Source organism: Rahnella sp. BIGb0603 (assembly GCF_024808755.1).
GTDB lineage: Bacteria > Pseudomonadota > Gammaproteobacteria > Enterobacterales > Enterobacteriaceae > Rahnella > Rahnella contaminans.
Genome location: NZ_JANUEX010000004.1, coordinates 439,518 through 453,329 on the forward strand (window position 1 = coordinate 439,518; position 13,812 = coordinate 453,329).

Sequence of the window (13,812 nt, forward strand, 5' to 3'; positions counted from 1 at the left end):
AAAAGAGGATTAATTACAGGCTAAAACTTTAATCGCCAGACCACCTGTGGACGTTTCACGATACTTCGAGTTCATGTCTTTGCCGGTTTCGTACATGGTTTCGATGACTTTATCGAGGCAAACGCGCGGCTCACTGGTACGGCGAAGCGCCATGCGCGAGGCGTTAACGGCTTTCACCGCTGAAATCGCATTTCGTTCAATGCACGGCACCTGAACCTGTCCGGCCAGCGGATCGCAGGTCAGCCCGAGATGGTGCTCCATCGCGATTTCTGCCGCCATAAAGACCTGCGCGGTGCTGCCACCCAGAAGCTCGGTCAGACCCGCCGCCGCCATGGAACAGGCCACGCCGACTTCGCCCTGACAACCGACTTCAGCACCGGAAATCGACGCATTCATTTTGAACAGAATGCCGACGGCACCCGACGCGAGGAAGAAACGGCTGTAGGAATCGGGACTGATCGGGCGGATAAACTGATCGTAATACGTCAGAACGGCCGGAATAATCCCGCACGCGCCGTTGGTCGGCGCAGTCACTACACGGCCACCTGCAGCATTTTCTTCATTCACCGCCATGGCGTACATGTTGATCCAGTCAACGACGCCCATCGGATCGACGTTATTTTTATCCTGCGTGACCAGAATGCGACGCAGAGCCGCTGCACGACGGTTGATTTTCATCGGACCGGGCAATAACCCTTCCGTATGAATTCCGCGGGTGATCCCTTCACTCATCACATTCCAGATGGCAGCAAAGTGATCGCTGATTTCGTTACGGGTATGCCCCGCCAGTTCGTTTTTCAGCATCAGCGCCGACAACGACAGGCCGGTTTCCGTGCAATGTTTTTGCAGATCGCTGGCCGAACGGAACGGGTACGGACGCACGACAGGGTTTTCGTCCTGTACGCCAAATTTGCTGGCTTCGACAATAAAACCGCCGCCAATAGAATAGTAGGTCCGGGTATACAGCAGCTCATCGCCATTAAAAGCGCTGATGGACATGCCATTTTCATGCAAGGGCAAATTGCTGGTGTGGAAATTCATGCCGGAACCGGCCGGGAAATCCACTTCTTTCGCTCCTTTACCCAGCATCAGACGACCGGAAGTTTCCACCTGGTGTATAAAACCGGGGATCGCATCAATATCAACGTCATCCGGCATGTTGCCGGCCAGCCCCATAATGATAGCCAGATCAGTATGATGACCTTTACCGGTCAAAGATAAAGATCCGTAAACATCCACAGCAACGCGGGTTGTCTGGTCAATATGGCCTGAAGAGATAAGTTCATCAGTGAATATTTTCCCGGCTTTCATCGGGCCGACAGTATGCGAACTGGAAGGACCAATACCAATTTTGAAAATATCGAAGACGCTGATCACGATAGACTCCATGTCTGAATAGGATTAAGGAATAAATAAAGATGACGGTGGATAAAACCGAAGCAGTGAGCGGAATAACACCCGCTCACCGGATATTACGATTGAATGAATTAATCCATCAGACTAAATACAATGGCAGACATGGCAATCAACCCCATAATAACCACGAACGCATTACTGATATGACCGCTGTATTTTTTCATCGCGGGTACTTTGCGAATGGCATACATCGGCATCAGGAATAACAGCATCGCAATAATCGGGCCACCCAGCGTTTCAATCATTCCTAAAATACTTGGGTTCAGCGTTGCGACTAACCAGGTGGTTAATAACATGAAGATACCGGTATAACGGTTCAGCGCTGGCAGAGGAATTGTTTTTCCTTTGCTGCGCAGAGATTTAATCACCATACCGTTAAAACCTTCACGCGCGCCCAGATAATGACCGAGGAAAGATTTAGTAATCGCAATAAAGGCAATAAATGGCGCGATATAAGCAATCACCGGGTTAGAGAAATGGTTAGCTAAATAAGACAGAATTGAAACGTTCTGTGCTTTTGCTTCCATCAGGTTTTCCGGAGACAGACTCAGGACGCAGCTGAAGACGAAGAACATCACCGTCAGCACCATCATGATGTGGCTAAATGCCAGAATACGGGAGCATTTTTTCTCAGCATCTTCGCCGTACTCTTTACGTTTTGCGACAGCAAAAGAAGAGATGATCGGGGAATGGTTGAAGGAGAACACCATCACCGGAATGACCAGCCAGAGCGTCATCAACATGCCATGACCCACGCCGTTACCGGACAGAGACACGTTTTCAAATACCGACGTATTCCAGTTAGGAATAAGGTACAGCGCCAGCGCCATCAGCACGGCAACAAACGGGAAGACCAGAATGCTCATCGCTTTCACGATCATTTCCTGCCCGAAATGTACCAGCGTCATTAAGCCGAGGATCAGAACCAATGACAGTAACGCACGCGGTGGCGCATTCATGTGCATCTGGTGAGTAATAAAACTCTCAACCGTATTGGTAATGGCCACGCTGTAAACTAAAAGGATGGGATAAATCGCGAAGAAATAAAGCAGGGTAATTAACTTACCGGCTGAAATACCGAAATGCTCTTCAACAACTTCCGTAATATCTTCGCCCGCATTCTTACCGGATAATACAAAGCGTGTTAATCCACGGTGAGCAAAGAAAGTCATTGGGAAGGCAAGAATTGCCATGATGATTAACGGAATTAAACCGCCAATCCCTGCATTAATAGGAAGAAATAGAACACCTGCACCAATTGCCGTTCCGTAGAGGCCTAACATCCACATGGTGTCAGTTTTACGCCAGGAACTTACCGATTTTTTAGACAGCGTCCCGATTGTTGTATTATCCATGATTCCTCAGTACCTAATTATAAAAATAATTCCGTTTTCCCCAGGAATGGTTGATGTTTTTTTACTGCACCCGTCATCAAAAAAACCACCCTGACGGATAAAACATACCATTAATGCGGGCATGATACCTATCAGCAGCATAAAAATCTGGGGAACAACCTGGCTTTGAGATCATGATCACGAATAACTAAATATTTCCGCCTGATATTCCTTTAAATTCAAAATCATTAACATTTCCTGCAATTTAAATTCATCAATTAGTGATTCCGATAACATTTATTTTTTGTCATATTTTGTTATCCACGTGACTATTATTTAAATAACGGTTGAATTGCCAGCAAAGTGTATTATTTATCGCCGTTTCTGGCCGCCCTGAACTGACTAAAAAACAAACAACTTTCGCATCCAAATCATTACCCCTGCTTCAGGAAGCGCCATTTGCCTGCCTTGTGTAAAAATTTCGAAACAAAGCAGGCGGCGTAACAAGTTGAAAAATTTCTTACTGACGCTTTCAGAACTCATGCCGATAAAGTTATTCTTATTCCGGAGAAATAATTTCAACCGGAAGAAAACGCTGAGCGACTCAATGGGAAAAGCCCGAACTCTTTTTTGCCTGTCAGTGAAGACTCATTCCCGCCGTTTTTTGAAGGCTGTGTATGGCTTTGCGCTGCTGACATTGCTTCTGGCCGTTCCGCTGGCGCCCGGTGTGGCAGAAACCGGTGATGCGGCCACGAACGCCACCGTCGCGCAGACGGTCAACGGCATTCTCAGCTATTCGCGCTGGCCTGACGGCACCACCTCCTCGGCGCTGACGCTGTGCATCATTCCGCCGGTAAAATATGCCGCGCAATTAACGCCGGACGGCAGCGCATTTTCCGGCAGATCCCTTAAGGTTTTAACCCTTCCGATAGACAGCCCGCTGCTAACGTCAGAGTGCAACGCCATTTATTCCGGCAGTACAACCGCCGCACAACAGACAGATTTACACCAGCGCCTGGAAGGGCATTCGATTTTGACCATTGGCGAGCAGGATGATGCCTGCGCATTACTGAACGCATTCTGTCTGGTGATTACAGCTCAGCACACCGGTTTTAAATTGAATCTGGATACGCTGTCCCGCAGCGGCGTACGGGTTAATCCCGCCGTATTACAACTTGCCAGGGAAAAGGAGTGACCATGGAAAATAAAATTCCTGTTCCTGACACAGAACAGCAGAGCCCGCGCACGACGTTAAGCGCAGCCCTGAACAGAATCCATGTGATTGTTATTGTGACGGCGATTGGTCTGGCAGGCTTTTTACTCACCCTGCTGGCCCTGATCGCTTTGCGTTCGCATGCCCAAAGCAACCTCGAGCTGACGGCGCGCGCGATTGGCTACACCACGGAAGCGGCGCTGGTCTTTAACGATCCGGCGGCCGCACACGACTCGCTGGAGTTCATCGCCAAACGCGGTGATTTTACGCAGGCAAAAATCCTGACGCCTGCCGGTGCGACATTCACGGAGTGGCAGCGCCCGATTAACACCAACTGGGACAAGCTCGGCCAGTTCGTCGGGCACCTCGCGTTCCCGGAGCCGATTACCACGCAGGTGATCCACTCCGGTTCCGTCATTGGCACCATCTGGCTCGCCGGTAACGGCACCAGCCTGATTGGTTTCCTGCTGGAAACCGTGCTTAGCCTGCTGGGTTGTCTGGTGCTGACGGCGCTGGTCGCGCTGTATTTTTCGCGCCGGATGCAGAAAGGGATTGTCAATGCGCTGGGCCATATTACGCACGTTACGCACGAAGTGAGCGCTAACCGCTCTTTCAATCTGCGCGTACCCTCCGCCCCGATTGTCGAGCTCCATACGCTGAGCCAGGACTTCAACAGCCTGCTGACCGAGCTGGAAGCCTGGGAAAACCACATGCGCAACGAAAACAGTTCGCTGACGCAAAAAGCGTTGCACGATGGATTGACGGGTCTGCATAATCGCGCGTTCTTTATTGATACCCTAAATCAGTGCTTCAACCCGATGCGTCCGCCTCTGTCGCTGGCTCTGCTGTTTATTGATGTCGATAACTTTAAAGAGATCAATGACACGCTGGGGCATGCCGCCGGGGACCGTGTGCTGATGGTGATCGGCGAACGGCTGGCAAAAACGCTGCGTCAGGGCGATGTGCTGGCGCGTCTGGGGGGCGATGAGTTTGCTATCCTGCTCGATCCGATGATTTCCACGGCGGAAGCCGTGGCCTTCGCCGAGCGGATTGTCGACATCATGAAAACACCGGTGATCCTGCTCAATAACAAGACACTGGATGTTTCCCTGAGTATCGGTATTGCGTTGTCGCCTTCGCAGGCGAACAGCGCGAAAGAACTGCTCGAAAAAGCCGACGAAGCGATGTATCGCTCGAAAAAGATATCCGGCAGTTGCTGGCATGTTTCTTCAGGAATGCCGCTTCCTGTCGTGATGAAAGACTAAAAGGAGTTAACACACATGCATAATAACAATCGTTTCAAAACCTGGTGCCGGTATGCCGGAATGGCACTTTGCATTATTTTCCTGGCGGCCTGCCAGGCCAAACCGGTGACCGGATTAACCCCGGAACAAATCGCTGTTCTGCAAAAAAATGGCTTCACCCAAACGGATGCCGGCTGGGAACTGGGTCTGGATGCCAAAGTTCTGTTTGGCAATAATCAGGACAAACTTTCCGCTGAAAGTAAGCAGTCGGTGGAAAAGCTGGCGGGCGAACTTTTGCACGTAGGCCTGAACAAAGTGAACCTCGACGGCCATACCGATAACTACGGCGACGCCAGCTACAACAACGACCTGTCGCTGCGCCGCGCCAATACCGTTGCCGCCGCCTTTGCCGACGCCGGAATGCCGCGCGCCAATATCCATACCCGTGGATTAGGACAGAGCCAGCCCGTTGCCAGTAATAAAACACAGGCCGGGCGCGCACAGAACCGCCGGGTTTCTGTGATTATCGTGGTGTAATTTAGAGTAATCCCACCAGATGCAGCGCGGCCTTGCAGTTATCCGTACGTCGCCAGGCCAGCGCTATCTGCGTGGTTAATGTCTGCCCTGCCAGGGGCAGACAGCGTACGTGAGTCTCATCAATTTTACTGAGCGACGCCGGAACCAGCGCATAACCAAATCCTGTTGCCACCATACTCAGCGACGACGTAATTTGCGGACATTGCTGCCCGTAGCGCGGCGTAAAACCGGCCTCTTCACACGCCTGCGTCACCGCGTCGTACAACCCCGGCGATAAATCCCGCGGAAAAGTGATCAGCGTATCGTGGCGCAGCGCCGCCAGACGCACCTCTTTCTCCTGGCTGAACGGATGCTTTTTCGGCAGCGCCACCATCATTTCTTCGATATCCAGCACCTTAAAACTGAAGTCTTTACTGCGTTCGCAAGGCAGGCGGATAAACGCCGCGTCCAGCGCGCCCTCGCCCATTGCAGTCATCAGCCCCGCCATATCCTTTTCCTGCGGCTCAAGCACGATGCCCGGATATTTATCCCGGAACCGATGCAGAAGCGCAAAAACCTGCGGATTAAAAGCCGTGGATGTGGCGAAGCCGATACGTAATGTCCCGTTCATTCCGCGCGCCACAGCACGGGTACGTTCAAGGGCGGCATCGGTGAGCTTGATGATCGTCTGAGCGTCGTCGTAGAGCACTTTTCCGGCTTCGGTCAGCTCGACGCCACGGGTCAGGCGCTTGAGTAAAGGGGTTCCGATTTCATGTTCGAGCCGCTGGATTTGCTGGCTCAATGGAGGCTGGGAAATCCCCAGTTGTTCGGCAGCACGGGTGAAGTGGCCCGTCTCTGCTACCGCGACAAAATAGCGCAGATGACGAAGTTCCATATCAAAAACGTCTCAAAGTGAACACCTCGTCATATTGGAACTTCTGGCTGAATCGCGTCAACCTTTAATCAGATAAGTTAATCATTCGACCGGAGCTTCCTGCATGAAAACCCATTCTGATTCCTGTTCCTGCGTTGCCGAACTCGCCCGCACCGCCTCGGCGTTTACCCAGAGACATCCCGACCGCGTGTTGTACCAGTCATCCCTGATGAGTGCCCTGCTCAGCGGCGTCTACGAGGGCGAAACCACCATGGCCGACCTGCTGGAACACGGCGATTTTGGCCTCGGCACCTTTAACCATCTCGACGGAGAACTGATTGCTTTTAACAGCAATATCTTCCAGTTGCGTGGCGACGGCAGCGCACGACGCGCCCTGCCCGAACAAAAAACCCCGTTTGCGGTGATGACATTCTTTAATCCTACGAATGAATACCTGATTGAAAAACCGCATACCCGCGAGCAGATCCATCAGGTGATTGACCGCGCCGTGGCCAGCCAGAACACCTTCTGTGCGCTGCGCATTGACGGTGAATTCAGCCGGGTGGAGACGCGCACCGTGCCGGAACAAAAGCGCCCGTATAAACCGATGCTGGAAGCCATCGAGGCCCAGCCAACCTTCCATATCGAGCACAGCCAGGGCGTGCTGATTGGTTTTCTGACCCCGGCGTATATGCAGGGCATCAATGTGGCGGGCTATCACGAACACTTTATTAATCAGGAACGCAGCAGCGGCGGCCACGTTCTGGATTATCAGGTTGAGAGCGGCGTGCTCACGTTCGGCACCGTTGAAAAGCTGCTGATCGACTTCCCGCAGGACAGCGATTTCCTGCATGCCGATTTAAATCCCGATGATTTAAACGATGCGATTCAGTCCGTTGAGAGTTAACAGCCCGCAGGTAAAAGGAAAACACCATGAAAAACTCAGACCCTAAAATCGAATGGAAATGCGGCGCAGATCTGGTGGTCGCACAGCTTGAAGCGCAGGGCGTAAAACACGTCTTCGGCATTCCCGGCGCAAAAATCGACCGCGTATTTGATTCCCTGATCGACTCCACCATTACCACTATTCCGGTGCGCCACGAAGCCAACGCCGCCTTTATGGCCGGTGCCGTCGGCCGCCTGACCGGCAAAGCGGGCGTCGCACTGGTGACGTCCGGCCCCGGTTGTTCGAACCTCATCACCGGCGTCGCCACAGCGACATCAGAAGGCGATCCGCTGGTCGCACTCGGCGGCGCGGTAAAACGTGCCGACCACGTAAAACAGGTTCACCAGACGATGGATACCGTCGCGATGTTCCGCCCGGTAACCAAATATTCTGCGGAAGTGACCTCGTCTTCCGCGCTGGCCGAAGTGATGGCAAACGGCTTTCGCGCCGCCGAATTCGGGCGTCCGGGCGCAGCGTTCATCAGCCTGCCGATGGACATCGTCAACGAACCCGCCAGCGGCAAACTGCTGACATCACAACCGCCCGTTCTGGGCAGCGCGCCGCACGACGCCATTTTGCAGGTCGCGCGTCTGTTAAAACAGGCCAAAAACCCGGTTCTGCTGCTCGGCCTGATGGCCAGCCAGCCGCGTAATGCGGCGGCCATCCGACGTCTGCTGCATAAAAGCGATTTGCCGGTCACCAGCACCTATCAGGCCGCCGGTGTTATCGACCAGGCGTCCTTCCACCGGTTCGCCGGGCGCGTGGGTTTATTCAATAATCAGGCCGGTGACCGCCTGCTGCGCAATGCCGATTTAGTGATCACCATCGGCTACAGCCCGGTCGAGTACGAACCGGCGCAGTGGAATAACGAGAATGCCGAACTGGTGCATATCGACGTGATGCCCGCCGAAACGGACAGCGAATACCTGCCGGATGTCGAACTGGTGGGCGACATCGCCGATACGCTCGATCTGCTGACCGAACAAATCCAGCAGCATTTCGTGCTAAGCACCTCGTCCATCGCGATTCTGGAAGACCGCCGCCAGCAACGCGAGCTGCTGGATCAGAAAGGCCGGAGCCTGAACCAGTTCGCCATCCACCCGCTGCGGCTGGTGCGCGCAATGCAGGACATCGTCAACAGCGACGTCACGTTATGCGTCGATATGGGCAGTTTCCACATCTGGATCGCCCGTTACCTTTACAGCTTCCGCGCGCGTCAGGTGCTGATTTCCAACGGCCAGCAAACCATGGGCGTCGCGCTGCCGTGGGCGATTGGCGCAGCGCTGGTCGATCCCGGCCGCAAAGTGGTGTCCGTTTCCGGCGACGGCGGCTTTATGCAATCGAGCATGGAACTGGAAACCGCCGTCCGGCTGGGCGTGAATTTGCTGCACATCATCTGGGTGGATGAGGCGTACAACATGGTCGCCATCCAGGAGGAGAAAAAATACCAGCGCACCTCCGGCATCCAGTTCGGCCCGATCGATTTCAAAGCCTACGCCGACGCGTTCGGCGCCAAAGGTTTCGCCGTCACCTCCGCAGAAACCCTGGAAAGCACCCTCCGCGCTGCGATGGACGTACAAGGCCCCGCCGTCGTCGCCGTCCCGGTGGACTACAGTGACAATGCGTTGCTGATGGGACAACTGGAGATGGGGGCGATGTTTTAGGGGGGGTAAAGCGCTGAGGAGAAACGCCCTTGTTAGGGCGTTTTTTTGCTCGCGGCGATCATAGCTTTTAATTCATCAATAGACAGCGTTCGGTCTTTTTTTCGATGAATGATCCCATGACAGTTAGCGCAAACCGGCACAAGATCTTTTTTAGGATCGACATTCTTTGAGCCGCCAAATTCGGATACCGGTACTACGTGATGAATATGGATAAAGTCCTTAGCATATTCACCGTAGAACTCACCGAAGTTGAAACCGCAGGCAAAGCAGGTTGTACCGTGAAGTGCTTTAGCCCGTTTTTTTAGCTTCAGGTCTCTTTCATAAGTCGTGACAAACTTGGAAGACTTTTTCCCTTCCTGATAAGAAATCAGAGACTCTTCGTCAGTTTCATCTTCAATATGAATATCTTCGTTTTTGATATCACCGATGATGTGGCGTGGTTCTGTTAATGCAGCAGCGACAGCAATATCTGCGAATATTTCTGCTGATATAGGGCGGACACTTGAACGCCAATAGTTAGATTTCTTACTGTCAGGAATTTCCTCATAATAACCATCATCCTTTTTTGCCAGAACCGCGTGCTCAAATTTTTGGAAGTCTGTCAGGATAGCGTTCAGGTTACCTGCATCATCAGGCTCTATTTTGCTGATCCGTCCAATACCAAAGTAATGCGGGGAATCGGATAAACGCAGGGAGGAATACTGCTTGTTCTCTGATTTCAATTTCCCTTTGTAATAAACAAACCGCATCCCAGGGCTTATAGATTTTTGATATTGCTTTGGAAAATGATAAACCCTGCCCGTTTCATCGTCCCATTGAGAAACATCATTCTCCGTAAGCACAACACATATGTCCTCGTCTGCCATCTACTGATACCTGTTAGTTGAATCAATAGGTTGAAAGTATAAGACGATCTTGATTGCTTACAACTAATGCATTTGGATTTTGGATGGTTTGAACACAAAAAAGGATAAATTAATTCGAGAAATGATGGATTTAGGCATGAAAGAGCCACTTGTTCTGGTCGCTGGATTTTGCGAGCATGTGCGCAATGGATGAAATTGTTAGAGAGGACAGTTACATGCTCAACAGTAAAACGCTGCAAACTGCGATCTCTAATTTGACTGTTTGGCGCAAAGGCGATCAGCGAGCACCGCATAAGCCTTTGTTACTTCTCTATGTTTTATCAGAATATAAAAAAGGGCATGGCAGATTATTTCACTACGGGAATGAAATTCATCGGCCACTGTTAGATCTGCTTCAGAGTTTTGGCCCACAACGTCGAGAACATTATCCGACTATGCCCTTTTGGCGTTTACAAGGAGACGGTTTCTGGGAGGTAAAAAATGCCGATCTGTGTTCTCCCCAAAAAGGCAGCAAAGAACCTCCACAGCGTGAAATTATTGAACGTGATGTTATAGGAGGTTTTGATGAAGGTGCTTTTGAATTGTTGCATCGAGAGCCATTATTGGTTAACAAATTGGCCTTGCAAATATTACGTGAGCAATTTCCCGAGAGCGTTCAAGAATTAGTCGCCAATCGTTTAGACTTATTTATTGAGGATATCAGCAAAACACGCGACCCTCATTTTAGACAAACTATTTTGCGCGCCTACAATTATCAATGTGCCATTTGTGGATATAATTTACGACACGACAGCACACCCGTCGGATTAGAGGCTGCACATATCAAATGGAAACAATATGGAGGCCCTTGTATTACGGTTAACGGACTCGCTCTATGTTCATTACATCACTCAGCCTTCGACATGGGAGTAATAGGAATTGATGAAAATATGAAAGTGCTTATTTCTACAGGGGTGAATGGTAGCCCGATAATTGATAAACTTTTTTGGGATTTTGAAGGGTGCTCAATTTTACTTCCAAGGAATAAAGAAGATTATCCACTTGAGCAGTTCCTACATTGGCATCGCGGAGAAGTATTTCGTATTTGATAATTTCAAATATCAGTTACAACACCTAGTCCTAATTCCTTTCTAGCACAAAATAAATCTTTATAATCGAGGATATTTTTTTCTCGAACCAATTTAAACCCTGACGTTCAATACGCACTAAGTCACAATGAATGACCCAGTCATTGATTATATCCAATAACAGATCATCCGTATCCATAATATCTGTAACTATTTGACTATCATGAAATGGGGTATCATTAATAGTCAAACCAAAGTGATACCTGAAAAGGTAAGTCAGTAGTAAGTTACAATTTTCGAAAGACGAATTTTCTTTACAATTTAGATCCATTATTTATTTTCCATTATTGCTCTGATACAGCAAAGTTATGAAATTATCTATACCTTTTTCCCATGAGCGATACGTTAACGCCAAGGACTACAGATTTCATCTCATTTACATCCCTTTTCCAAGACATCTCGCAAGAATGAAAACTGCCTAAAAATTCTTCTTACTGTATAAATTCCCATGATGTAGTCTCTCCTCACTGCGGCAAAACCCGCAGTCAGAATTAGCGTTCTGTCCCAGTTTGGTGCCATCAACTCTATGAAAATAGAGCAAATGTGGTACGGTCTGCACTCACCCAAATTATGGTGGCTCAGGCAGTGGCTTCTCAGGAGGCACCGGATTCCAGACTGGCCGGAACGCTAACGCTGTTTGAGCTACCACCATCGGGATTAGCGTCTCTGGAGGTAGTTAATCAACTATCAGCTGGAGAATTAAAATGGAATTTTATACTACTGCTCTGCTCAACACCTCCGCACAGGAGGCAGCCCATGTCTGACCTTTATGACAATACACAGCTGGAACTCGAAGAGATCGTCGATCAATGCCGGGCGCTGGCTTATGCCATCGTGACGCTGGATAACGCGCAGGCCAAAGACTTGCTGGGGTTTATTCTTTGTGAGCGATTAGAGGTGCTGAATCTGGCACTAGAACTGCCGTTTACCGATGATGACATCGTTGTAGAGGAAGAGCCGCTGGCGGCATAACGCTGGGATTCAGGGCATAAAAAAGCCAGCGCATTTCGGCGCTGGCAATTGAAAACACGAGGCAATCGGTAATTAGAAATCGTAGAACACGGTCACCCAGGTCTGATCCGGTTCGCCGTCGGTGGAATGCGCCAGTGTGCGTTCTACATAAACTGACAGGCCGTAACCGATCGTGGTGCCCGCACCAAAATAGGTGTGGTTTGCATGGAAATCTTCGCCGCCTTTCAGTTGCAGGGAATCGGCTGCGACGTAAGGTTGAATTGATTTCAGGAACGGTTTGTCGATGTTAAAGGTATAACCGACGAAACCTTCAACGCCGTAGCCGCTGCCCGCAAAGTAATGATCCACCGGATTGGCGCGCGTGCTTGGTACAAAGTCTTTGTAATAACTGCCGGTTCCGACGATATACCAGTTACCCGGCTGCCAGGTTAGCGCAGTACCGGAAAGCTGCTGGTGATAATCTTTTTCATTATATTGATTATCTTTAACCGTCGCGTCGGTCACACTATAGGCTGCGCTCCAGACTAAATCTTTGGTCAGCTTATAATCGAAACCTAAACCACCGCCATTATTACGACGGTAATATTGATTTTCACCGGCAGCGATTTGATCTTCCGGCAGCAAATAGTTTGCATATAACGTCAGAGGACCAAAGTCGTTGGTATATTTAATACTGTTCTTTGGTTTATTGGCACCGTCGTAGTTGCCGTTAATACCAATACCTGTACCGCCCGCGTGACCATCGTTATCCCAGACGTCGCTTTTAATCCCGACGACGGAATAATAAATCCCGTACTGGTGGCCGTAGGTTAATGTGCCGTAACGGTCGTCTTTAAACCCGGCATATAACTGACGCTGAGTATCGCGCCGTGCGCCTTCTTCATAGTGCCCGTCCATGCCCAGCAGGTGCGCCATGTCCACACCCAGCTCGTAGTAAGCGATGATGGAAGTGTCTTGCGTCAGTTTATAATCACCACGGAAACGGAAACGTGTACCGCCGTCATGACCATTTTTATAATAGCCCGGCTCTTCGCCGTTATTGAAAATCCACTCAGGACGAATACTCCCGCCCACCTGTAAACTTAACGGTGCCAGCAAAGAATTACTCTGAGGATTTTTATCTAAAACAGTAATCTCGGCCTGCGCACTTGCCGATAAAGCCGACAGCACGACACCGCCAATTAACATTGACGCTTTTAAATTGTTCATTATTACCCTGTCATTATTATTTATGTGATGTGTGAGCGGTCTTGCGCCGCGTATAAATAATTAACATAGGTAAGACGGGCGACAAAGTGAAAATTCAGAAAGTTCCCTATAAGAAAAAGATATATGCGGCTTAATAATTCGACATTATTATTTTTAAATGTAACGCCAAAAAACAAAATGTATAGTTTAGTGCAAATAACATCCGAATTGTTTGTAATACAACCAAATGTAAATTCAACGGTATTGAGATTCGAAATATTTAATAACAATTATCGGATAAAAATAGCACCTATAATTAAATCATGCCTGCGTGACAATTACATTACGTTATAACCACTTTATATGATTATTGTGATCACCGTTATAATCCCTGCTGACAGAATAATATTTTGCAAAGCCTGTTATTTATTAATCGATTTCATTTTTTATTT

The 13,812-nt window shown here is 49.7% G+C and carries 13 protein-coding genes; 7 read left to right on the top strand and 6 right to left on the bottom strand.

From position 1 onward, the window contains the following. Positions 1–9 precede the first annotated feature (9 nt). Complete coding sequence (locus tag M2403_RS13355) at positions 10–1,377, bottom strand: L-serine ammonia-lyase (RefSeq protein ID WP_165058915.1); 1,368 nt, start codon at positions 1,375–1,377, stop codon at positions 10–12. A 110-nt stretch (positions 1,378–1,487) separates the two neighbouring features. Next, positions 1,488–2,771, bottom strand: coding sequence for an HAAAP family serine/threonine permease (locus M2403_RS13360; protein WP_152325229.1), 1,284 nt, complete (start codon positions 2,769–2,771; stop codon positions 1,488–1,490). A gap of 652 nt (positions 2,772–3,423) precedes the next feature. Here M2403_RS13360 and M2403_RS13365 point away from each other — a divergent pair. The 3 genes from M2403_RS13365 to M2403_RS13375 are packed head-to-tail and all read left to right on the top strand — an operon-like array spanning position 3,424 to position 5,744. Then, the gene (locus M2403_RS13365; RefSeq protein ID WP_259229635.1) at positions 3,424–3,945 is read left to right on the top strand and encodes a YfiR family protein; all 522 of its coding nucleotides are present in this window, start codon (positions 3,424–3,426) and stop codon (positions 3,943–3,945) included. 2 nt (positions 3,946–3,947) lie between these two features. Continuing rightward, a complete protein-coding gene (locus tag M2403_RS13370) occupies positions 3,948–5,228 on the top strand; it encodes a diguanylate cyclase domain-containing protein (protein WP_152325230.1) in 1,281 nt (426 codons plus the stop codon). A 15-nt stretch (positions 5,229–5,243) separates the two neighbouring features. Next, positions 5,244–5,744, top strand: a complete 501-nt coding sequence (locus tag M2403_RS13375; protein ID WP_208951925.1) for an OmpA family protein — start codon at positions 5,244–5,246, stop codon at positions 5,742–5,744. A gap of 1 nt (position 5,745) precedes the next feature. On the opposite strand, the gene M2403_RS13380 is transcribed toward M2403_RS13375, so the two are convergent. Then, positions 5,746–6,618, bottom strand: a complete 873-nt coding sequence (locus M2403_RS13380) for a LysR family transcriptional regulator (protein WP_259229493.1) — start codon at positions 6,616–6,618, stop codon at positions 5,746–5,748. Positions 6,619–6,721: 103 nt separating this feature from the next. Here M2403_RS13380 and budA point away from each other — a divergent pair, with 103 nt between their 5' ends. Together budA and alsS are read left to right on the top strand one after the other, a co-directional pair. Further along, positions 6,722–7,504, top strand: coding sequence for an acetolactate decarboxylase (budA, locus tag M2403_RS13385; protein WP_152325233.1), 783 nt, complete (start codon positions 6,722–6,724; stop codon positions 7,502–7,504). A gap of 26 nt (positions 7,505–7,530) precedes the next feature. Beyond that, positions 7,531–9,207 carry an acetolactate synthase AlsS gene (alsS, locus tag M2403_RS13390; RefSeq protein WP_208951923.1) on the top strand — a complete coding sequence of 559 codons (1,677 nt, stop codon included), beginning with the start codon at positions 7,531–7,533 and terminating at the stop codon, positions 9,205–9,207. A gap of 32 nt (positions 9,208–9,239) precedes the next feature. Here the strand turns inward: alsS and M2403_RS13395 are convergent, their stop codons facing one another. After that, the gene (locus M2403_RS13395; RefSeq protein ID WP_259229497.1) at positions 9,240–10,073 is read right to left on the bottom strand and encodes an HNH endonuclease; all 834 of its coding nucleotides are present in this window, start codon (positions 10,071–10,073) and stop codon (positions 9,240–9,242) included. 215 nt (positions 10,074–10,288) lie between these two features. On the opposite strand from M2403_RS13395, the gene M2403_RS13400 reads away from it, so the two are divergent. Further along, entirely contained in the window at positions 10,289–11,161 is an 873-nt protein-coding gene (locus M2403_RS13400; RefSeq protein ID WP_259229637.1) for a phosphorothioated DNA-binding restriction endonuclease, read from the top strand. Between the two features lie 31 nt (positions 11,162–11,192). Here the strand turns inward: M2403_RS13400 and M2403_RS24935 are convergent, their stop codons facing one another. Next, complete coding sequence (locus M2403_RS24935; RefSeq protein WP_405047824.1) at positions 11,193–11,471, bottom strand: TA system toxin CbtA family protein; 279 nt, start codon at positions 11,469–11,471, stop codon at positions 11,193–11,195. Positions 11,472–11,956: 485 nt separating this feature from the next. Between M2403_RS24935 and M2403_RS13405 the strand changes: the two genes are divergently transcribed. Next, positions 11,957–12,172 (top strand): hypothetical protein, encoded by a 216-nt coding sequence (locus M2403_RS13405; protein ID WP_104923446.1) that lies wholly within the window; start codon positions 11,957–11,959, stop codon positions 12,170–12,172. A 72-nt stretch (positions 12,173–12,244) separates the two neighbouring features. Here the strand turns inward: M2403_RS13405 and M2403_RS13410 are convergent, their stop codons facing one another. Then, a complete protein-coding gene (locus M2403_RS13410) occupies positions 12,245–13,381 on the bottom strand; it encodes a porin (protein ID WP_152325238.1) in 1,137 nt (378 codons plus the stop codon). Between the last annotated feature and the right edge of the window lie 431 nt (positions 13,382–13,812).

Coding starts and splice junctions, on each gene's coding strand:
- M2403_RS13360 (WP_152325229.1), bottom strand. CDS start 2,771: ATGGATAATACAACAATCGGGACGCTGTCTAAAAAATCGGTAAGTTCC.
- M2403_RS13395 (WP_259229497.1), bottom strand. CDS start 10,073: ATGGCAGACGAGGACATATGTGTTGTGCTTACGGAGAATGATGTTTCT.
- budA (WP_152325233.1), top strand. CDS start 6,722: ATGAAAACCCATTCTGATTCCTGTTCCTGCGTTGCCGAACTCGCCCGC.
- M2403_RS13375 (WP_208951925.1), top strand. CDS start 5,244: ATGCATAATAACAATCGTTTCAAAACCTGGTGCCGGTATGCCGGAATG.
- M2403_RS13370 (WP_152325230.1), top strand. CDS start 3,948: ATGGAAAATAAAATTCCTGTTCCTGACACAGAACAGCAGAGCCCGCGC.
- M2403_RS13400 (WP_259229637.1), top strand. CDS start 10,289: ATGCTCAACAGTAAAACGCTGCAAACTGCGATCTCTAATTTGACTGTT.
- alsS (WP_208951923.1), top strand. CDS start 7,531: ATGAAAAACTCAGACCCTAAAATCGAATGGAAATGCGGCGCAGATCTG.
- M2403_RS13380 (WP_259229493.1), bottom strand. CDS start 6,618: ATGGAACTTCGTCATCTGCGCTATTTTGTCGCGGTAGCAGAGACGGGC.
- M2403_RS13405 (WP_104923446.1), top strand. CDS start 11,957: ATGTCTGACCTTTATGACAATACACAGCTGGAACTCGAAGAGATCGTC.
- M2403_RS13410 (WP_152325238.1), bottom strand. CDS start 13,381: ATGAACAATTTAAAAGCGTCAATGTTAATTGGCGGTGTCGTGCTGTCG.
- M2403_RS24935 (WP_405047824.1), bottom strand. CDS start 11,471: ATGGATCTAAATTGTAAAGAAAATTCGTCTTTCGAAAATTGTAACTTA.